Annotated in this window: 17 protein-coding genes and 1 riboswitch; of the genes, 4 read left to right on the forward strand and 13 right to left on the reverse strand. The window is 71.8% G+C overall.

From position 1 onward, the window contains the following. Positions 1-157 precede the first annotated feature (157 nt). Entirely contained in the window at positions 158-1,300 is a 1,143-nt protein-coding gene (locus tag AB0435_RS08740) for a glycosyltransferase family 4 protein (RefSeq protein WP_366006612.1), read from the reverse strand. 155 nt (positions 1,301-1,455) lie between these two features. Between AB0435_RS08740 and AB0435_RS08745 the strand changes: the two genes are divergently transcribed. Next, positions 1,456-2,703, forward strand: coding sequence for a glycosyltransferase 87 family protein (locus AB0435_RS08745; protein ID WP_366006613.1), 1,248 nt, complete (start codon positions 1,456-1,458; stop codon positions 2,701-2,703). 7 nt (positions 2,704-2,710) lie between these two features. Here AB0435_RS08745 and AB0435_RS08750 read toward each other — a convergent pair whose 3' ends face one another. The 5 genes from AB0435_RS08750 to AB0435_RS08770 all read right to left on the reverse strand — a co-directional run bounded on the left by AB0435_RS08750 (position 2,711) and on the right by AB0435_RS08770 (position 8,426). Then, on the reverse strand, positions 2,711-3,988 hold the full coding sequence (locus AB0435_RS08750) for a hypothetical protein (protein ID WP_366006614.1): 1,278 nt from the start codon (positions 3,986-3,988) through the stop codon (positions 2,711-2,713). A gap of 158 nt (positions 3,989-4,146) precedes the next feature. Next, positions 4,147-5,193 (reverse strand): NlpC/P60 family protein, encoded by a 1,047-nt coding sequence (locus AB0435_RS08755; RefSeq protein WP_366006615.1) that lies wholly within the window; start codon positions 5,191-5,193, stop codon positions 4,147-4,149. A 251-nt stretch (positions 5,194-5,444) separates the two neighbouring features. Beyond that, on the reverse strand, positions 5,445-6,512 hold the full coding sequence (locus AB0435_RS08760; protein ID WP_366006616.1) for an NlpC/P60 family protein: 1,068 nt from the start codon (positions 6,510-6,512) through the stop codon (positions 5,445-5,447). Between the two features lie 275 nt (positions 6,513-6,787). Beyond that, positions 6,788-8,092, reverse strand: a complete 1,305-nt coding sequence (locus AB0435_RS08765; protein ID WP_366006636.1) for an NYN domain-containing protein — start codon at positions 8,090-8,092, stop codon at positions 6,788-6,790. 94 nt (positions 8,093-8,186) lie between these two features. Next, positions 8,187-8,426 carry a hypothetical protein gene (locus AB0435_RS08770; protein ID WP_366006617.1) on the reverse strand — a complete coding sequence of 80 codons (240 nt, stop codon included), beginning with the start codon at positions 8,424-8,426 and terminating at the stop codon, positions 8,187-8,189. Positions 8,427-8,624: 198 nt separating this feature from the next. On the opposite strand from AB0435_RS08770, the gene AB0435_RS08775 reads away from it, so the two are divergent. After that, positions 8,625-9,389 carry a rhomboid family intramembrane serine protease gene (locus tag AB0435_RS08775; protein WP_366006618.1) on the forward strand — a complete coding sequence of 255 codons (765 nt, stop codon included), beginning with the start codon at positions 8,625-8,627 and terminating at the stop codon, positions 9,387-9,389. A gap of 10 nt (positions 9,390-9,399) precedes the next feature. Then, positions 9,400-9,681 carry an Lrp/AsnC ligand binding domain-containing protein gene (locus AB0435_RS08780; RefSeq protein ID WP_366006619.1) on the forward strand — a complete coding sequence of 94 codons (282 nt, stop codon included), beginning with the start codon at positions 9,400-9,402 and terminating at the stop codon, positions 9,679-9,681. Positions 9,682-9,727: 46 nt separating this feature from the next. On the opposite strand, the gene AB0435_RS08785 is transcribed toward AB0435_RS08780, so the two are convergent. From AB0435_RS08785 to AB0435_RS08810, 6 genes are all read right to left on the reverse strand, one after another. After that, complete coding sequence (locus AB0435_RS08785) at positions 9,728-11,107, reverse strand: aminotransferase class V-fold PLP-dependent enzyme (RefSeq protein ID WP_366426524.1); 1,380 nt, start codon at positions 11,105-11,107, stop codon at positions 9,728-9,730. Positions 11,108-11,296: 189 nt separating this feature from the next. Next, positions 11,297-11,413: riboswitch (SAM riboswitch) on the reverse strand. 204 nt (positions 11,414-11,617) lie between these two features. Next, entirely contained in the window at positions 11,618-12,682 is a 1,065-nt protein-coding gene (gene trpD / locus AB0435_RS08790) for an anthranilate phosphoribosyltransferase (protein ID WP_366006621.1), read from the reverse strand. A gap of 165 nt (positions 12,683-12,847) precedes the next feature. Beyond that, positions 12,848-14,473, reverse strand: coding sequence for a cytochrome b N-terminal domain-containing protein (locus AB0435_RS08795; RefSeq protein ID WP_366006622.1), 1,626 nt, complete (start codon positions 14,471-14,473; stop codon positions 12,848-12,850). After that, positions 14,470-15,528 (reverse strand): Rieske 2Fe-2S domain-containing protein, encoded by a 1,059-nt coding sequence (locus AB0435_RS08800; protein ID WP_366426525.1) that lies wholly within the window; start codon positions 15,526-15,528, stop codon positions 14,470-14,472. Before AB0435_RS08800 ends, AB0435_RS08795 begins: the two co-directional genes overlap by 4 nt. Continuing rightward, positions 15,525-16,337, reverse strand: coding sequence for a c-type cytochrome (locus AB0435_RS08805; RefSeq protein WP_366006624.1), 813 nt, complete (start codon positions 16,335-16,337; stop codon positions 15,525-15,527). Before AB0435_RS08805 ends, AB0435_RS08800 begins: the two co-directional genes overlap by 4 nt. Positions 16,338-16,414: 77 nt before the next feature. Next, complete coding sequence (locus AB0435_RS08810) at positions 16,415-17,035, reverse strand: heme-copper oxidase subunit III (protein WP_361523343.1); 621 nt, start codon at positions 17,033-17,035, stop codon at positions 16,415-16,417. Positions 17,036-17,330: 295 nt separating this feature from the next. Between AB0435_RS08810 and AB0435_RS08815 the strand changes: the two genes are divergently transcribed. Further along, entirely contained in the window at positions 17,331-17,738 is a 408-nt protein-coding gene (locus AB0435_RS08815) for a hypothetical protein (protein WP_366006625.1), read from the forward strand. Between the two features lie 214 nt (positions 17,739-17,952). On the opposite strand, the gene AB0435_RS08820 is transcribed toward AB0435_RS08815, so the two are convergent. Continuing rightward, positions 17,953-19,200, reverse strand: a complete 1,248-nt coding sequence (locus AB0435_RS08820; protein ID WP_366426526.1) for an Ig-like domain-containing protein — start codon at positions 19,198-19,200, stop codon at positions 17,953-17,955. Positions 19,201-19,306: the final 106 nt, after the last annotated feature.

Genomic DNA, 19,306 nt, shown 5'->3' on the forward strand with positions numbered 1-19,306 from the left:
TTCGGGCGCGTCCTCAAACGCCGGACGGGCTGGATGGTGCGGACCGTAGCCGCATATCCAGCCCGTCCGGCGTTTGAGGACAACGCGCGAAGGGCGCTGGGGTCCGGGGTCTCCCCGGGTTTCGGGAAGGGGCGGGTAGGGGAAGGAAAACCGCCACCTACAGAAGCTCGCGCAGCCGCCCCGCCAGCAGATCCCAGCGCCACCGCTCCTCGACCCATTCACGCCCCCGCTCCCCCATACGAGCCCGCAGCGCGGGATCCCGCAGCAGCGTCACGATCCGGTCGGCCGACTGCTCCGCCGAACCACCCCGCACCACAAACCCCGTCTCGCCGTCCAGCACCGCATCCGGCGCCCCGCCGGAATCCCCCGCCACCACCGGAAGACCCGTCGCGGACGCCTCCAGGTAGACGATGCCGAGCCCCTCGACGTCCAGCCCGCCCCGCCGCGTGCGGCACGGCATCGCGAAGACGTCGCCCGCGCCGTAGTGCGCGGGCAGTTCCTCCCACGGGACGGGGCCGGTGAAGCGGACGGCGTCGGCTACCCCCGTCCCGTCGGCCAGCTCGCGCAGGTCCTTCGCGTACGGGCCGCCGCCGACGATCAGCAGCACCGCGTCCGGCACGGCCGCCAGGATCCGCGGCATGGCCCGGATGAGCGTGTCCTGGCCCTTGCGCGGGACGAGCCGCGAGACACAGACGACGACCGGGCGGTCGGCGAGCCCGAGGCGGGCCCGTACGGCGTCGCCGCCGGAGTCCGGGTGGAAGGTCTTCTCGTCGACGCCGGGCGGCAGTTGGACCATGCGGGCGGCCGCCTCTGCGGTCAGCGCGCCGGCGATCCTCGACCGGGTGTACTCCCCCAGATAGGTGAGGGTGTCCGTGCCCTCCCCGATCCGCCGCAGCAGCTGCCGGGAGGCCGGCAACTGCGCCCAGCCCGCCTCGTGGCCATGGGTGGTGGCGACCAGCCGCCGGGCGCCCGCCCGGCGCAACGCGGGCCCCATCAGCCCCAGCGGGGCGGCGGCGCCGAACCACACGGAGGAGCAGCCGTGTTCCCGCAGCAGCCCGGTCGCGCGCCGGGTGACCCGGGGCGTGGGCAGCAGCATGGTCGTGCGGTCGCGGACGACCTGGAAGGGCTGTTCGGCGTCGAAGCGGGCGGTGGCCTCCGCGCCCTCCTGGCCGCGCTTCCAGGTGGAGGCGTAGACGACGATCTCCGACGGGTCCAGGCGCAGCGCCATGTTGTGCAGGAATGCCTGGATACCGCCGGGCCGGGGCGGGAAGTCGTTGGTGACGATCAGGGTCTTGTGCATCGGGCCCGACAGTACCGGGTGCGCGGGGGCGGCGATCGGGCGGCAACGGCGCGGTGCCCGGGCACGTCACCGGCCACCGGCGGCCCGGAGGGGCATCATGCCTTCCAGCAGCGGGTGCTCGCGGCGTGTGAGGACCGTGAAGAACGAGGTGAATGATGGCGGGCGCTGGATTGCGGCTCTCGATCGCGGTGTGGGCCGTCACCCGGGCCGTGCTGCTGCTGTGCGTGTTCCGGGTGTGGGTGATGCCGGGTTCGGACGTCTCCGTCGACATCGAGGTCATCTACCAGGGCTGGTACGGGGTGCTGCGCACCGGCATGTTCCCGTACGACGACGTGACCTGGCAGTACCCCCCGGCCGCCGCGCTCGCCGTGCTCGCTCCCGGGCTGCTGCCCTTCCTCGACTACGCCCCGGCGTTCTTCCTGATGTGCTTCGCCGCGGACGCCGCGGTCCTCGCCCTGCTGCTGTACGCGGTGCGGGGCGGCCGGCGCAGTGTGAAGGGGGTCTGGGTGTGGGTGGTGGGGGTGCCGCTGCTGGGGCCGATCGTCTATGCCCGCTATGACGTGATGGTGACGGCCGTCGCGGTCGCGGCCCTGCTGGCGGCGGGGCGCAGGACCCGGCTGGCGGGGGCGCTCATGGGCTTCGGCGCGCTGCTGAAGGTCTGGCCCGTGCTGCTGCTCGTCGGGACGCCCCGGGGCCCCCGCACCCGTGCGGCCTGGAGTGCGGCGGCGCTGGGCGCGGTGGCCGTCGGGCTGTTCTTCGCGGTGACGATGCCGGGGGCGCTGGCGTTCCTGAACTTCCAGCGGGCCCGTGGCACGGAGGTGGAATCGCTGGGGTCGCTGGTCTTCCATCTGGGCCGGCACGTGGGGTGGCACGGTCACGCCCGGCTGAACTACGGCTCGGTGGAGTTCCTCGGCCGGTACGTGCACACCGTCAGCAGGCTCGCGCTCGCCCTGACCGTGCTGGCCTTCGGCTGGCTGCTGGTGTGGCGGCTGCGCGCGCGGAGGTTCACGGCGTGCACGCCCTCCGACGCGGCCTTCGCGGCCGTCCTGCTGTTCACCACGACGAGCCGGGTGATCAGCCCGCAGTACGTGATCTGGCTGATCGGTCTCGCCGCCGTCTGCATGACGATGCGGGCGACACGTCAGGGCCTGCCCATCGCGCTGGTGCTGCTGGCGGTTCCGCTGACCCAGCTGGAGTTCCCCATCTGGTTCTCCCATGTGGTGGCCAGTGACAAGCTGGGCGTGGCGACGCTGACCCTGCGCAACACCCTGCTGGTGGTGGCCACGGTCATCTCCTGTGCCCGGCTGTGGCGGGAGACGGTGACCGGGGCGGGCCCCTCCGGGGCGACGGACCCGCCGAAGGACCCGCCCACGGAGAAGGAGGCGGCGCTGACCGCCGGCTGAGTGCCGCTCAGCCCAGCTGCTGGGTCACATAGGCGCGCCACCGCTTGGTGAAGTCGGCCTCCGAGACGCCCAGCACCTGGCGCAGCGCCGCCGCCGTCGCCCCCGCCCGCCGCTGGTGGCCGCCCACCGCGCGGTAGAAGGCGACGAGCTTCTCCTCGCCCCAGTGTTCGGCGATCATGCGGCAGGCCAGCCAGCCCTCCTCGTACGCGCGGGCCAGCCTCCCCTGCTCCCCCGCGAAGCCGAAGCCGGCGTCCGTGGGCAGGTCCTTGGGCGGCCTGCCCTCGCCGACGGCGCGCGCCAGTTCGGGGGCGGCCTGGCGGGCGGTGCGCCCGGTGCCGCGGTAGGCGGTCCAGTCCGCGAAGCCCTCGGAGAGCCACAGCGGGGTCGCGGCCGAGGTCAGCGAGCGGGTCGCGACATGGGTGGTCTCGTGGGTGAGGACGATGCGGCGGCCGAAGTCGCCGAGCGTCCCGTACGCCTCGGGGTTGACGATGATCCGGTCGGCGGGGGCGTTGCCGGAGCCGCCGACCTCGCCGGTGGTGACGGCGGCGATGCCCCGGTAGTTCGCCGCCTGCGAGTCCAGGAGCTCGGCCATCCGGTCGACCGACGCGGGCATCTCGACGACGACCCTGCCCGGCCAGTCGCCCTTGTGCCGCGCTGGGGTGGCGGTCGTCCCGTCGAGCTTGGGCGGCGCCGTGCCCGGGGTGCCCGTCCCGCCGCGCCAGGCGGCGCTCACCGCGGGCACCGCGGCGTCGGCGAGGTCCGCGAGGGCCTTCAGCCGCGCCTGGTCCTGGCCGACGCCGAGGACCAGGCTGTGCGCGCCCCGCACGGCCGTGACCGGGCCCTGCTGCCAGAGCTGCCGGGGGCCGTGCCGGGTGTCCTCGGCCGCCACGTACCACCGGTCGTCCTTGCGCACGGCCGTGAACCGCTCGGTGGTGGTGACCGGGACGGTGTCGTAGCCCGCCAGCCGGTAGCGCAGTTCGGCCTCGACGGCGACGCGGTGGCCGTCGCCGCCGGAGGGGGCGAAACCGCCGGTGCGCACCAGGTGGTACTCCCAGGAGGCGAGGGGCACGGCGGCGAGGTTGGCGAACTGCGCGCGCTGCTCAGTCCCGAAGCCCGTCGCGTCGGGGTCCAGGGCCGCGAGGAAGGCGCGCTCGTCGCGGTCCCGCAGCGCCTTGGCCCACCGGTCCAGCAGGGCGGTCACCGCCTTGCGCTCGCCGTCCTGACCATCGGGGAGCCCCACGGAGCCGCAGCCGCACAGGACCTGGAGGACGAGCAGGCCCGCCACCAGCGAACGGACGAGCGCCCCGTGCGGGGCGCGGGGAACCGCGCCGCTAGAAGGCAGGCCGCGGGGCCGTCCGCCAAGGACTCCGCTCCACCTCCACCGGCCCGTCACGCCCCGCATCGTACGAGCCCCGCGCCCCGTGCCGTGCGCTCAGGTGGCGTTCATGGCCGGGTGACGGACGAAATCGGCATCATGTTGGCCGGGTCGTAGCGGACCCGGGCGCCCGGGTAGGGGGCGTGCACGACCTGCCCGTTGCCGACGTACATGCCCACGTGGCTGGCGTCGTTGCGGTAGATCACCAGGTCCCCGGGCTGGGCCTCGGCCAGGGAGACGTGGCGGCCCGCGTTGCGCTGCGCCTGCGAGGTGCGCGGCAGGCCCACCCCGGCGCGCCCGTAGGCCCACTGCATCAGGCCGGAGCAGTCGAAGGCGCCCGGCCCGGTCGCACCCCAGGCGTAGGGGGTGCCGACGGCCGAGCGGGCGGCCATCGCGGCGGCCGCCCCCCGCGAGGAGAGACCGGCGAGGTTCGGCAGTCCGGCGAGCGAGCCCTCCGAGCGGTCCCCGCCGGAGCGCGAGGCCCGCGCGTACGCCTCGCGGTCCCGCTCGGGCAGTGCGTTCAGCAGGCGGCGGGCCGTGGCGAGCTTGCCCTCGACCTCGCGCTTGTGCTGCTCGACGGCCTGCCTGCTGTCCTCCAGCTGTGCCAGGACGCGGACGGCCTCCGCGCGCTCCTGGCGCAGGGTACGCTGCGCCTCCAGGAGCGACTTGAGCTGCTCGGCCTGACGGCCCGTGACCCGGTCGAGGACGGCGGCCCGTTCCAGATAGGCGTCGGGGTCCGAGGACAGCAGCAGCTGGATCGCCGGGTCGACGGCGCCGTTGCGGTACTGCGCGGTGGCGATCATGCCCAGCGCCCGGCGCATCCGGTTGACGTGCTCCTGGCCGCGGACGACGCGGTCGGTGGCCTGGGCGACCTTCTGCCGCAGGGTGCCGGTGCGCTCGCCGGCCGCGTTGAACTTCTCGGTGGCCGCTTCGGCCTGCTCGTAGAGCCGGTCGACCTGTGCCTTCACCGTGCCGGTCCCCTTGGCCGTGCCCGAGGGGTCGCCGGGCGCGGCCCCGGCGGGTGCCGCCAGGCCGGCGGCCGCGGTGGCCACGGCGGCGGACAGGACGGTGACCCGGGTGAGACCGGGCTGCGCGGGACGACGGTGTGACGCCACGGGCTGCCGCACTCCTTCCGTTCTTCCACTGGGTGCGCGGTGCCCTCCTGCCGCCCGGAGACGGGCGGAGCACTGTGCCGGGTGCCGCGCGCCAGACAGTAGCGGCGCGGTCACCCCCGGTTCAAAGACCCTGTGGAGCGGGAACGTTGACGCCCCGCCGGAGACGCAGGTCACCGGCGGGGCGCGGAGTCAGCGGGGCTCGCCGCGATTCGCCCGAACGGGCGGCACGTCAGCCGTTCGGCCCAAGCGCGTCAGCCTATGCGCACACCGAACTGGAAGGGCATGTTGCCCATCGACTCGTAGCGCACGTTGGCGCCCGGCTTGGGGGCGTGCAGCGTCATGCCGTTGCCCGCGTAGAGGCCGATGTGGTGCAGGTCGCCGTAGAAGAGCACCAGGTCGCCGGGCTGGAGCTGGCTCTGGTCGTAGATGCGGGTGCCGTCGTTGGCCTGGTCCTGCGAGACACGGTCCAGGGTGACGCCCGCCTGCGCGTACGCCCAGGAGGTCAGGCCCGAGCAGTCGAAGGAGTCGGGCCCGGTCGCGCCCCAGACGTACGGGGAGCCGATCCGGCCCTGGGCGGCCGCGAGCGCGGCGGCGGCGCGGCCCGAGCCGGCGGGAATCTTGATGTCCGGGCGGCTGTCGCCGCGGCTGGCGCGGTCGCCACCGCCGCCGCTCTTGCCGTCGCCCTGCCCGGCACCCGTTCCGTCGCTGCCGGTGATCTCGGCGCGCTCCTTGGCGGTGAGGGTGTTGAGGAGCTCCTTGGCGTCGGCGAGCTTGCCCTGGACCTCATCCTTCTTGTCACCCAGCGCCTTGCGGGTGTCGGCGAGGTCCTTGAGCTTGCCGGTCGCCTCCTCGCGCTGCTGCTTGAGGGTGCGCTGCTTCTCGGATATCTGCTTCAGGGTGTCGGCCTGCTTGGCGCTCAGCTGGTCGAGCGTGGAGGCCTTCTCCAGGAAGGTGTCCGGGTCGGAGGAGAGGAGCAGCTGGAGGGAGGGGTCGATGGCGCCGCTGCGGTACTGCGCGGTGGCCACGGAACCGAGGCTGTCGCGGAGCTTGTTGAGCTCCTCCTGGCCGCGGGCGACCTTGTCCTGGAGGTCGCCGACCTGCTTGTCGAGCTTGTCCTGCTTCTCCTTGGCCCCGTTGTACTTCTCGGTGGCCTGCTCCGCCTCTTCGTAGAGCTTGTCGACCTTCGCCTTGGCGTCCGACTTCGACGGCGAGTCGGCGTGCGCGGCCTGGGCGGAGAGGGCGACGGCCGCGGCGGCGGTCGCGGTCAGCACGGTCACGCGGGTGCGGCCCGGCTGCTTGGGTCGACGGTGGGACGCCACGGAGACGGGCTCCTTCTTCCTCAGCCGCCTGCCGCGCGAAGTCCGCGGTTCCGGCGGGACCTTCACCGTCACCCCGAATGGATGATCACCGCGCGAAGGTTCGAGGCCCGACCTTAGTGACCTCCCCATGATCCGTTCAAATCCCCGGGCGGAAAATCTCGCCCCACAAGCGCATCCTTTACCCGCGCGACACAGTGGGTTACGTCTGATAGACACTCAGACACCAAGCGGAGGCTTGCATTCCACCCGCATCGGGAGAAGCCACGCGCAAGCGGTCAGGTGCGGGCGAGCCGCTTGAGCAGCAGTGCGGAGGCCACCGGGCGGGCGCCCGCCTTCGCCACCCCGTCGGCGACCTCGCGGTCGGTGGAGACCACGACGACCGGCCGGCCCGGCGGCTCGGCCCGTACGAGCTGGCGGATCAGCTCGTCGGCCGTCACACCGGGCTTGCTGAAGAGCACCCGCACCCCGCGCGGCGGCGCCAGCAGCACGGGCGCGGCCAGCTCCGCGCCGTCGAAGACACAGGTCATCTCCGCACCCGTCTGCGCGGCCAGCATCGACAGGCCGCCCAGCAGCCGCAGCCGCTGCTTGTCGAGCGGCATCGTCGGATATCCGGTCTTGGTGACGTTGTAACCGTCGACCACCAGATGCGCCTGCGGCAGGGCGAGGAGCTGGTCCAGGAGCGCCGGGTCCATCTCCGAAAGGGCGCGCGTGGCGATGTCCTTGGGCGTCATCCGGCCCGGCTCCACGGCGTCCACGGTGTCCGCGGGCCGCGTGGACGCGGGCGGCAGCGCCAGCTCGCGGCGCAGCCCCTGCGCCGCGTCCAGGACGGTGTCGAGCAGCAGCCGCAGCCGCATGTCCTCCACGCTGCGGCCCTCGCGCACCGCCCGGCGGCTCGCCTCCAGCCCCGCCTCGGCCTCCGCGAGCCGCGCCTTGAGCCGCCGCGCCTCGCCCAGGGCGGCCGCCTTCTCGGCGGCCCCGGCGGCCCGTACCGCCTCCAGCTCGCCCTCCGCCTTGCGCAACGCCGCCTCGCCGCGCCGCACATCGCTCAGCGCGCTGCGCAGCTTGCGCTGCATCGCGTCGTTCTCCTTGCGGGCGGCCTCCAGCTCGACGCGGATCCGGTCGGCCTCCGTGCGCGCGTCGGCACGGGCCTCGGCCAGCTCCTCGCGCAGCCGCCGCAGCTCGCGCTGGGCCTCCTCGCCGGCCCGCTCGGCGCTCGCCCGCTGGGCCTCCTCGCCGGCCGCGGTGACCAGCTTGACCCAGCCCGTGGGCCGCAGCACGAAGGCCATGGCCGCGACGTCCTCGGGGTCCGCCGCCGCGGGCGGCGCCCCGGCGTCGAGCGCCTCGGCCAGCTCGGAGCCCGTCTCCCGCAGCCGGGCGGAGATCCGCTGCCGGAAGGCGGCGTCGTTCTCCACGGCGGCGGCCATGGCGTTGCCCGCGAACTTGGCCCGGCGGCTGGGGGTGAAGCGGGCGTACTGCCGCAGCGCGGGCGGCAGTTCGGTGACCGTCAGACCGCCGAACGCCTCGGCGACCAGATTGACCACCCGCCGCCGCACGCCCTCGGGCAGGGGCCGGTCGAGCACCTCGGCGACGCCGTCGGCCCCACCGGTGTCATCCGGTTCACCGGCCGCGTCCTCGCCGCCTGTGTGCTCAACCACCGCTCACCGCTCCCGTTCTTCAGGCGCTCGCGCCCGGCCTGTCCACCAGCTCGATCTGGTCGACCGCGTTGCACCACCGGCAACGTACGGACTCGATCGTCTCACTGACCACGTCCCGCTCCTCCACCCGAGGCGCTCCGGCCAGGTCGAGGTGCACGTATTCCACAGCCTTGGTGGTCCGCGTGACGTCGAACCGGGTCAGATTGCCGCACAGCGTGCAGCGCCAGCGCGTCCGGTCCGTCGGCTGGGGAACGCCCATGATTCGTCGTCCGTCCTCGTCAACTGCGTCGTGCGCGACAGCGCCGTGGGGCCCACGGCGCTGTCACCGCCAGGGTGCTTCCCGTAACCCTACGGCCTGATGGTCATGCGGCGCGGGGTACAGCCGGGCCCGGGCCGTCCGGCACCGGCCCGGCGAGGCACTCTGTGCGCTTTGCTGCCCGTACGCCATGATCTGGCCATGCTCGGAAAGGCAGCGCGCCGGAGCCCACCGCCCCACCGCCGGGACAGGCCCTGGGTCACCTACGCCCTCATCGGCGTCTGCTGCGCCGTCTTCCTCGTCGGCCCCGCCTCGGGCCTGACCGCTCCCCGGGGCACCCACGGGAGCGCCGCCGATCTGCTGGTCGCGCAGACCGCCTACTTCGAGCGCTGGGGCGTGGTGCCCGAGGAGCTCTGGCACGGCTCGCCGGGGCGGCTGCTCACCCCGCTCACCGCTCTCTTCGTGCACGGCAACTGGCTGCATCTGCTGGGGAACATGCTCTTCCTCCATGTCTTCGGCGCCATGGCCGAGGAGCGGATGGGCCGGGCCTCCTTCGCCTTCTTCTACCTCGCCGCCGGGGTGCTGGCCCTGCTCGGCTACGCGGCCGTGCACGCCGACTCCGTCCAGACGCTGGTGGGGGCGTCCGGGGCGATCTCCGGGGTGCTCGGGGCGTTCCTGTGTCTCTTCCCCAGGGCCCGGGTCACCAGTCTCTTCCCGTTCCTCTTCTTCCTGCCGCTGCGCTTCCCCGCGTGGGCGGTGCTGCTCTTCTGGTTCGTCCTCCAGTGGCTGGCGGCCCGCACCGCGGGCGACCGGCCCGGGGTGGCCTACCTCGCCCATGTGCTGGGCTTCTCGCTGGGCTTCCTGTACGCGTGGGCCCGGTACAGGTGTGCGGCTAGAGTGAAGAGAACGGCCGCGTCCGGCGACGGGCCGCGAGCCCCCGGGGACCCACCCCCCGGCCCCCGATAGGAGCCCAGCCGTGATCACCTCGATCGTGCTCATCAAGACCGACGTCGACCGGATCCCCGAGATCGCGGAGCAGATCGCCGCGCTGGAGGGCGTCAGCGAGGTCTATTCGGTGACCGGCGCGCAGGATCTGATCGCCCTGGTGCGGGTGGCCCGCCACGACGACCTCGCGGACGTCATCCCGGGCCGCATCAGCAAGGTCCCGGGCGTCGCCTCCACGGAGACGCACATCGCCTTCCGCACGTACTCCCAGCACGACCTGGAGGCGGCGTTCGCGATCGGGCTGGAGGCGTAGCTCTCCCGCGCCTGCGGACGCACACCGGACCCAGGACACGCGGCCGTCAGGCGGGGACGCAGCGGCCGTTCTCGGTGCGGTAGGACCACCGCGCGCCCTCGCGCACCAACTCCCCCACCGCCCGCACGAACCGCTCCACGTGCTCGTCCGGCGTCCCCGCCCCGAAGCTCACCCGCACCGCGCCCCGCGACTGCCCCTCCGGCGCACCGCACTCGCCGGGTGCGTCGCCTTCGCCGCCGAGCAGCGTGCGGACCAGCGGGTGGGCGCAGAACAGCCCGTCGCGCACCCCGATCCCGTACTCCGCCGACAGCGCCGCCGCGAAGTGCGAGCTGTTCCAGCCGTCGACGACGAAGGAGAGGACGCCCACGCGCGGGACCTCCCCTTCTCCGTCGCCGAAGAGCGACAGGACGCGGACGCCCGGCACCCGGGCGAGGCCCTCGCGGACGGCCGCGACGAGCTGCTCCTCCCGCTCGACGAGCCGGTCGAAGCCCGCCTCGCTGAGCGCCTTGCAGGCCGACGCGATGGCGTAGGCGCCGATGACGTTGGGCGAGCCGGCCTCGTGCCGGGCGACGGTGTCGTGCCACTCGACGTCCACACCGCCCCCCGCGCCCCGCGTCACCGCCCGGCTCGCGCCGCCGCCCGCGAGGTACGGCTCCGCGTCCCGCAGCCAGTCCGGCCGCCCGGCCAGCACCCCGGCGCCGAAGGGCGCGTACAGCTTGTGCCCGGAGAAGGCGATCCAGTCGGCGCCCAGCTCCGTGAGGTCCACCGGGTGGTGCGGCACCAGCTGCGCCGCGTCGACGACGATCCGGGCGCCGTGCGCGTGGGCGGCGGCCGTCAACTCCCGTACGGGCCACAGCTCGCCGGTCACGTTGGACGCGCCCGTCACACAGACCAGGGCGGGGCCGTGGGGCTCGCGGTCGGCGAGGGCACGCTCCAGGATCTCGACCGCCTGGCGGGGGCAGCGGGGCGCGTCGAGGTAGGTGACGGTGACGTCCGCGCGCCGCTCCCACGGCAGCAGCGCGGCGTGGTGCTCGGACTCGAAGACGAACACCCGGGTGCCCGGCGGGAGCACGGCCGCCAGGAGGTTGAGCGAGTCGGTGGTCGAGCGGGTGAAGACGACCTGGTCACCGGCGCGGCAGCCGAGGAACGCGGCGATCTCCGCCCGGCTGTTCTCGAAGAGGTCGGTCGACAGCTGCGAGAGGTGCCCCGCCCCGCGGTGCACGCTGCCGTAGTACGGGGCGTACGCCGCGACGTCGTCCCACACCCGCTGGAGGGCGGGGGCGCTCGCCGCGTAGTCCAGGGCCGCGTAGGTCACCTCTCCCCCGGTGACGAGCGGGACGCGGACGTCGTGGCCGAGGACGGGCAGGGGGGCGCGGTCGGCGGTGGGCACGACGGTGGGCTCGGCGGCAACAGGGCATGCGGACATGGCGAATTCTCCCGGGTACAGGCGGAAAGGCGGTGTACACGCACCCGCGAGAGACCTCTGCGGTGTGCGGAAAGGACGACCCAGCGCACGGCGGTGCCGTGGCGGGACGCGGGGGGAACGGGCCTTCGGCCCTATCGCATTCGCTGAATCATGGAGGATCTCCCTCGACAACCAGGATCCCTGGCGAGGGATCCGCGCTTGCCGCAGACCTCGTTGCCTGCGACCTGGTCATCACCCGGGGCACCCCGCCACGGAAGGAGGGTTGCCGGACAGCGGGCCGGGGCCGTGTCGCTGTCACTCGTGACCTGGCGGAGAGTATGGCACAACTGATCGTCGCGAGAAAAGGTTGTCCGCATCGCGGGATTCCGTCTGCGCACCACCGCCGCGCGGCGGCGTCCTCACGCCGGGCTGGCTGAATTGCGCACCCACATCAGCCAAATCCAGCCCGTCCGGCGATTGAGGACACGCCCGAAGGGCGTTCCCGCCGCAGGCGGCAACGCACCCGCAGGTTCAGACGTTGCTGGCCACCACCCACCGGTCAAGCACGCGCTTCGCCGCCCCCGAGTCCACCGACTCCGCGGCGCGGGCGATGCCCGCCGCGATCTGCTCGGTGAGCGGCGCGTCCGTCGGGTCCACCGCCACCAGCGCCGCGGCCGCGTTCAGCAGCACCGCGTCCCGCGCGGGGCCGGTCTCACCGGCCAGCAGGCGGCGGGCGACATCGGCGTTGTACGACGCGTCGGCGCCCTTCAGCGCCTCGACGGGGACCAGCGGGATGCCCACGTCCCGCGGGTCGAAGGGCTGTTCCTCGACCCGGCCGTCGCGGACGGTCCAGACCCGTGAGGTCGCGGTGGTGGTCAGCTCGTCCAGCCCGTCGTCCCCGCGGAAGACCAGCGCCGAGGAGCCGCGCTCGGCGAGCACCCCGGCGAGGATCGGGGCCATGCGGGCGTCGGCGACACCGGTCGCCTGGGCCCGCACCTGCGCGGGGTTGGTCAGCGGGCCGAGCACGTTGAAGGTGGTGCGGATGCCCAACTCGCGCCGCGCGGCCGCGACGTAGCGCAGCGAGGGGTGGAACTTCACCGCGAAGCAGAAGGTGATGCCCGCCTCCTCGGCGACCTCCACCACCCGCCGCGGCGTGAGGTCCAGATTGACGCCCAGCTTCTCCAGGACATCCGAGGCGCCGCTGGAGGAGGACGCCGCGCGGTTGCCGTGCTTGACGACCTTGACGCCGGTGCCGGCGACGACGATCGAGGCCATGGTGGAGATGTTGACGGTCTTGGCGCCGTCGCCGCCGGTGCCCACGATGTCCACGCTCGGGCCGGGCACGTCGATGAGGTTGGCGTGCGAGTACATCGCGCGCACCAGACCGGAGATCTCGGCGACGGTCTCGCCCTTGGCCCGCAACGCGACGGCGAATCCGGCGATCTGGGCGTCGGTGGCCTCACCGCGCATGATCCGGTCCATGGCCCAGGCGGTGTCGTCCGCGCCGAGGTCCGAACCGCTCAGCAAGGTGTTCAGCAGACCCGGCCAGGAAGGTGCCACCGCGCTGTCGCCGCCCGCCGGGGTCACAACGTTCATGGTCCACGCTCCTGGTGGTCGGTCGGAGAGCCGCGGCCGTCCGGGGCTCTGCCGGTCCAGCCTATCCAGGCCCGGGTACGGCGAAGAGCCCCGTCCACGCGCTGGACGGGGCTCTTGCTGTGGCGATCAGCGATCACTGACCGGCCGGGGCCGGTGCGAGGCGGATCAGTGGTGGCCGTGGCCGCTGGTGATCTCCTGGAACTCCTCCGCGGTGGCCTTGGGGATCTGCGTCCCCTCGCCGTAGAAGCCCTTGGAGAGCTTCACACGGAGCTTCTGCGTGGCGCCGAGCTTGCGCTCGACACCGTTCTCGTCGACCTCGGGGGTGAGCTCGAGCGGCTTGGGCTGCTCGTGCGCCGTGAGGGTGTGCAGCTGCTCCTGCGAGAGCGGCTCGTGGACCTCGACGAACTCACCGTGCGGCAGGCGCTTGATGATGCCCGACTCGCGGCCGTGCAGCACCTTGTCCCTGTCACGGCGCTGGAGGCCCATGCACATCCGGCGGGTGGCCACGAAGACCAGGACCGGGACGGCGAAGAAGCCGATGCGGACGAACCAGGTGATGGCGTTGATCGAGAGGTGGAAGTGGGTGGCCCACAGGTCGTTTCCACCACCGACCAGCAGCACGAAGTACCAGCTGATCCACGCGGCGCCGAACGCGGTGCGCGTCGGGGCGTTCCGCGGGCGGTCCAGCAGGTGGTGCTCACGCTTGTCGCCGGTCACCCAGGACTCGATGAACGGGTAGACGGCGATGGCGGCCAGCACCGTCGGGAAGATGATCAGCGGGATGAGCACGCCCAGGACGAGCGTGTGGCCCCACAGGTTGATCTCCCAGCCCGGCATGACACGGATCAGGCCCTCGGAGAAGCCCATGTACCAGTCGGGCTGGGCACCGGTGGACACCTGGTCCGGCCGGTACGGGCCGATGGCCCAGATCGGGTTGATCGTGGCGATCGCGGAGACGGCCGCGATCACACCGAAGACCAGGAAGAAGAAGCCTCCGGCCTTGGCCATGTAGACCGGCATCAGCGGCAGGCCGACGACGTTCTTGTTCGTCCGGCCGGGGCCGGGGAACTGCGTGTGCTTGTGGTACGCGACGAGGATTATGTGCGCCACGACCAGGCCGAGCATGATGCCCGGCAGCAGCAGGACGTGGATCGAGAAGAACCGCGGCACGAAGTCCGAGCCGGGGAACTCGCCACCGAAGAGGAACATCGAGATGTACGTACCGATGATCGGGATGGAGAGGATCGCGCCCTCCATGAACCGCACACCGGTGCCGGACAGCAGGTCGTCCGGCAGGGAGTAACCGGTGAAGCCGGTGAACATGCCCAGCACGAACAGCAGGAAGCCGAACAGCCAGTTGATCTCACGCGGCTTGCGGAACGCGCCCGTGAAGAAGACGCGCATCATGTGGACGAACATGCCCGCGAGGAAGATCAGCGCGGCCCAGTGGTGGATCTGCCGGACCAGCAGACCGCCACGGACGTCGAAGCTGATGTTCAGCGTGGAGGCGAACGCCTCCGACATCCGCATGCCCTGCATGGGGACGTAGGGACCGTGGTAGACGGTCTCTTCCATGCTCGGGTGGAAGAACAGCGTCAGATACACACCCGTGAGGATGATGATCAGGAAGCTGTAGAGGCAGACCTCGCCCAGCATGAAGGACCAGTGGTCCGGGAAGATCTTGCGCAGGTTGGCCTTGGCCAGGCTGTAGATGCCCAGTCGGCCGTCGGCCCAGTCGGCCACCCGCTCGCCGGCTGGCGCCTTGCGCCTGTTGTCTGTTGCAGTACTCATCCGCGCTCCCAGAAGGCAGGACCGACGGGCTCGGCGAAGTCGCCCATCGCCTCGAGGTAGCCCTTGTCATTGACCTTGATCCGCAGCTGCGGCAGAGCGTGTCCGGCCGGACCGAAGATCACCCGTCCGCCGTCGGACAGGTCGAAGGTGGACTGGTGGCACGGGCAGAGCACGTGGTGCGTCTGCTGCTCGTAGAGGCTGATCGGGCAGCCGACGTGCGTGCAGATCTTGGAGAAGGCGACGATACCGTCCGCCGACCAGTCGAGTTCCTTCTTGTCCTTGATGTTCTCCGGACGGAGCCGGACGATCATCAGGGCGGCCTTGGCGATCTCCTTCTGGAAATCGTGGTCCTCCTCCTTCATGCCCTCGGGCATGGCGAAGGTGAGGGACCCGACCTGGATGTCCTCGGGGCGCAGCGGCTGATTCGTGTTCTGGTTGATCAGCATCTTGCCCTCGGACCAGGCGGTCTTGCGGAGCTTGGTGCCCGGCAGCGGACCGAGGTCGCGGAGCAGCACCACACCGGAGAGCGGCACCAGGGCCAGCGCGCCGAACATGGTGTTGCGGATCAGCTTGCGGCGGCCGAACGCCGACTCCTCGGCACCGGCCGCGAAGTCCGCCAGGACCTTGGTCCTGACCTCGGGCTCGGCGGCGATGGCGTGCCGGTCGTCGGCGACCTCCACGTCGGACATCAGGGTGCGGGCCCAGTGGACCGCGCCCGCGCCGATGCAGAACAGCGCCACGCCCAGGGTCAGGCCCAGCGCGAAGTTCAGCGCGCTGATGTGGCCGATCGGGAAGACGTAGATGTTCTTGTGGACCGGGACGGACACGTACGAGGCGATGAACCCGACCGTGGCCACCATCGACAGCAGGAACAGGAAGGCGACCGCACGCTCGGAGCGCTTGGCGGCCCGCTCGTCGATGTCCTGGACGCGGTGCTCGTGCGGCGGCAGGCCCGGGTCGGCGAACGGGTCGCCGGCGGGCTCGGTCAGGGCACCGGTGTGCGTGTGGCCCTGCGCGCTCGGCAGGTGCTCTTCTGGAATGTCTTGGCTACTCATGACTTCTTGGCCTTTGCGGTCCGGGCGGCAACCCAGATGGCGACGGCGATCAGCGCGCCCAGGCCGAAGATCCACGCGAACAGGCCCTCGCTGACGGGGCCGAGGCCACCGAGTTCGAGGCCGCCCGGGCTCTCCGACTTGCTGCTGTTGACCGTGTCGAGGTAAGCGATGATGTCCTTCTTGTTCTTCTCCGACATCGTGGTGTCGGGGAAGGAAGGCATGTTCTGCGGGCCGGTCTGCATGGCCTCGTAGATGTGCTTGGGGTTGACGTCCTCAAGCGACGGTGCGAACTTGCCGTTCGAGAGGGCGCCGCCCTTGCCGGTGAAGTTGTGGCACTGGGCGCAGTTCGTCCGGAAGAGCTCGCCACCCTTGGCGATGTCCGCGCCGTCGGGGCTGTACTGGTCCTTGGACGGAACCGACGGGCCGGCGCCGAGCGAGGCGATGTAGGCCGCGAGCTGGTCGATCTGGGCCTGGTCGTAGATCGCCTTCTTCTTCGGCGCCTGGGCACCCTGCTGCTGGAGCGGCATGCGGCCGGTGCCGACCTGGAAGTCGACGGCCGAGGCGCCCACGCCGACGAGGCTCGGGCCGTCGGAGGTGCCCTGACCGCCGGTGCCGTGGCAGCTTGCGCAGCCCACGGAATAGAGCTTCTTGCCCTCCTCGATGGCAAGGGACTGGGCGGCGGTGTCATCGGCCTTGGCCGTGTCCGCCGGCGCGAACGCGGCGTACAGCCCCCCAGTTACCGCCAGCGCGAAGAGTAGGACGACGACCGCCGCCAGCGGATGGCGTCGTCGTGCGGAGAGCTTTTTCACGGATTACCCCGGTGTCAGGATCTTCTGCGTCGATGCTGGACTGTTTGGTCCGGTCGGACCGAAACCGAAATCTTCGATTACTTGATCAAGTAGATCGTGGCGAAGAGGCCGATCCAGACCACGTCGACGAAGTGCCAGTAGTAGGACACGACAATGGCCGCCGTCGCCTGGTGGTGAGTGAACCTCTTGGCCGCGTACGTCCTGCCAAGGACCAGCAGGAAGGCGATCAGGCCGCCCGTCACATGCAGTCCGTGGAAGCCGGTCGTCAGATAGAACGCCGAGCCGTACGGGTCGGAGGACAGGGAGAGCCCGTCCTTCTTGACCAGGTCCGTGTACTCGAAGATCTGACCGCCGATGAAGATGGCACCCATCACGAACGTGATCGCGAACCAGGTGCGCAGCTTCTTCACGTCGCCACGCTCGGCGGCGAAGACACCGAGCTGGCAGGTGAGGGAGGAGAGCACCAGGATCGTGGTGTTCGTCGCCGAGAACGGAACGTTCAGCGAGGACGCCATCTCCTTCCAGTGGTCCGTGCCGGTCACCGATCGGAGGGTGAAGTACATCGCGAAGAGGGCCGCGAAGAACATCAGCTCGGAACTCAGCCAGATGATGGTTCCGACGCTGGTGAGGTTCGGCCGGTTGACCGACGGGTGCGCGTGCCCGGTATCTACTGCTGTTGCTGTCGCCACGACCGACATTATGTCGGTCGCTTATCTCGCGCTCACTCCGGGGGGTGCCGTTCGGTGTGTCAAGAGCGTATGCGCTGCTCGTACGGCCCAGGCCGGCGATCCCCCAAAGGGGGGAAGCGTGGCCTCCGCGGGCCCGTGCGGCCCCGGTGGGCGGCGCTGGTGACGGGCCGTCGGGCCGGCTCGCGACGCATCCGGGTTTTCCCGCCCCTCCTCGGGCGCGGCGCCCGCGGAGTAGCATCCGCGCATCGGTGCGTTCCGCGCCCGAGCCACAGCCGTGCCCTTCGTCCACAAGCCTGGAGGAACGATGCAGCCGACCGCCACGGTGCTGGTCTACAGCGACGACGCGGGCACCCGCGAGCAGGTGCGGCTGGCCGCCGGGCAGCGTCCCGCCGCCGATGTGCCACCGGTGCGGTATCTGGAGTGCGCGACCCTTCCCGCGGTCCTGAAGGCCCTGGAGGAGCGCCGGATCGACGTGTGCGTGCTGGACGGCGAGACGGCGCCCGCGGGCGGCATGGGCGTCTGCAGGCAGCTCAAGGACGAGGTGTTCCGCTGCCCGCCGGTGCTGCTGCTCATGGGCCGCCCGCAGGACGCCTGGCTGGCCACCTGGAGCCGCGCTGACGCCGCGGTCACCCACCCGCTGGACCCGGCCGCCTTCGCCGACACCCTGGCCGGCCTGCTGCGCGACGCCACGCGGCACGCGGTGGACGCCTGAGGGCCGATCAGGGCCCGGAGCGGACCAGGGCCTGTCGGCGGGTCGTTGCTTGGCTGCGGGCTGTCTGCCTCCCCCAGAGGTGCCCCCACGGGCTGTTATTGCGCACCCAGCAGCATCAGCCACATCCAGCCCGTCCGGCGATTGAGGACACCGCCGCGCAGCGGTGGTGCGGACGACGACCACTCGCAGAACCGACCAGGTCCGCCGGACAGGCCTAGAGCTGGGGGCGGAGGCGGGCCGCATCGGCGGGGCTGCTCCCGTCGCGCTTGCCGGCCGCCAGGGCGCTGCCCTCGCGCCACTGCTGCCACGACAGGTTCCAGTCGCCGAAGCCGTTGTCGAAGGGCGTCATGGTGGCTCCGGCGCTGCCCACGACCTTGACGACGTCGCCGAGGTGGATGGTGTCGAAGAACCACTTGGCGTTGTCGGTGCTCATGCCGGTGCAGCCGTGGCTGACGTTCTCGGCGCCCTGCGACCCCTCGGACCAGGGGGCGGCGTGCACGTACTCGCCGCTCCAGGTGACCCGGGTGGCCCAGTAGACGGGCAGGTCGTACGAGTCGTCGCTGCCCTCGGCGATGCCGATGCTGGTGCCGCGCATCCGTACGAAGGATTCCCGGCCGAGGACCACCTTGACCCCGTTGCGGGTGGAGTAGCCGGGCTTGCCGGTGGTCACCGGGATGGACCGGATCTCCTGGCCGTTGCGGAACACGGTCATGCTGTGGCCGGCCGCGTCGGTGACGGCCTCGATGCGGTCGCCGATGGTCAGCTTCACGGGCTTGGAGGACCCTCCGTAGAGGCCGCCGCCCACCTTGATGCCGTCCAGGCCGGAGCGGGCCTCCACGGTCGCGTGGGCGGGCCAGTAGTCCTTGGGCCGGTAGTGCAGCGTGCGGTTGTCCACCCAGTGCCAGGCGCCCTCCACGGAGGGCTCGGAGTCGACCTTGAGGGCCCGCTCGATGGTGGTCCGGGCGGCGGGGTCCTGGACGGGGGCGCTGAGTTCCGCGGTGATGGGCTGTCCGACGCCGTACGTGCCGCTCTGCGGGCCGAAATTCACCCTCAGCAGGCGATCTGCCGCACTGGTGTCGAAACCGATCGTCCGGCGCCCTGGAGCGCCGTTCTCGTCCTCGGTGCTCACCCGCACCGTGTAGTGGGCGCCGGCCGCCAGGGCGCCGGTGCTGTGCCAGTGGGTGCCGTCGGGGGCGAGCTCGCCCTGTACGAAGCGCCCGGCGGCGTCCGTGGCGGTGACGTCGGTGATCCGGTCGGAGCCGCTCGCCCGCACCTCCAGCGGCTTGCTGGGGTCGGCCTTCTCCCCGTCGCCGGCGCTGGCGAGCATGACCTGCCCGGTCGCGTCGTAGGGCTTGTCTGCCAGCGGGTTGGACGAGTCGCCGCACGCGGAGACCCCCAGGGCCAGGGAGACCATCAGCAGGGCCCCCCGGAACACCGTGCGGCATCGAGGTGAGTGACTCATGGTCACACCGTAGGAAGGAACGGGGGGCACGGCCTGCGGGATGCTGCGAACGGGTGCACTTGGCGGCGGCGGGCCGCCACTGCTCCATCCGTGGCACCGCCCCGGG

It is taken from the genome of Streptomyces sp. NPDC051173, from assembly GCF_040689515.1.
GTDB lineage: Bacteria > Actinomycetota > Actinomycetes > Streptomycetales > Streptomycetaceae > Streptomyces.

Bases quoted from the DNA above. Each gene is read 5' to 3' on its own strand.
- AB0435_RS08740 (WP_366006612.1), bottom strand. From the start codon at position 1,300: ATGCACAAGACCCTGATCGTCACCAACGACTTCCCGCCCCGGCCCGGC.
- AB0435_RS08745 (WP_366006613.1), top strand. From the start codon at position 1,456: ATGGCGGGCGCTGGATTGCGGCTCTCGATCGCGGTGTGGGCCGTCACC.
- AB0435_RS08770 (WP_366006617.1), bottom strand. From the start codon at position 8,426: ATGGGCGTTCCCCAGCCGACGGACCGGACGCGCTGGCGCTGCACGCTG.
- AB0435_RS08775 (WP_366006618.1), top strand. From the start codon at position 8,625: ATGCTCGGAAAGGCAGCGCGCCGGAGCCCACCGCCCCACCGCCGGGAC.
- AB0435_RS08785 (WP_366426524.1), bottom strand. From the start codon at position 11,107: ATGTCCGCATGCCCTGTTGCCGCCGAGCCCACCGTCGTGCCCACCGCC.
- trpD (WP_366006621.1), bottom strand. From the start codon at position 12,682: ATGAACGTTGTGACCCCGGCGGGCGGCGACAGCGCGGTGGCACCTTCC.
- AB0435_RS08795 (WP_366006622.1), bottom strand. From the start codon at position 14,473: ATGAGTACTGCAACAGACAACAGGCGCAAGGCGCCAGCCGGCGAGCGG.
- AB0435_RS08800 (WP_366426525.1), bottom strand. From the start codon at position 15,528: ATGAGTAGCCAAGACATTCCAGAAGAGCACCTGCCGAGCGCGCAGGGC.
- AB0435_RS08810 (WP_361523343.1), bottom strand. From the start codon at position 17,035: ATGTCGGTCGTGGCGACAGCAACAGCAGTAGATACCGGGCACGCGCAC.
- AB0435_RS08815 (WP_366006625.1), top strand. From the start codon at position 17,331: ATGCAGCCGACCGCCACGGTGCTGGTCTACAGCGACGACGCGGGCACC.
- AB0435_RS08820 (WP_366426526.1), bottom strand. From the start codon at position 19,200: ATGAGTCACTCACCTCGATGCCGCACGGTGTTCCGGGGGGCCCTGCTG.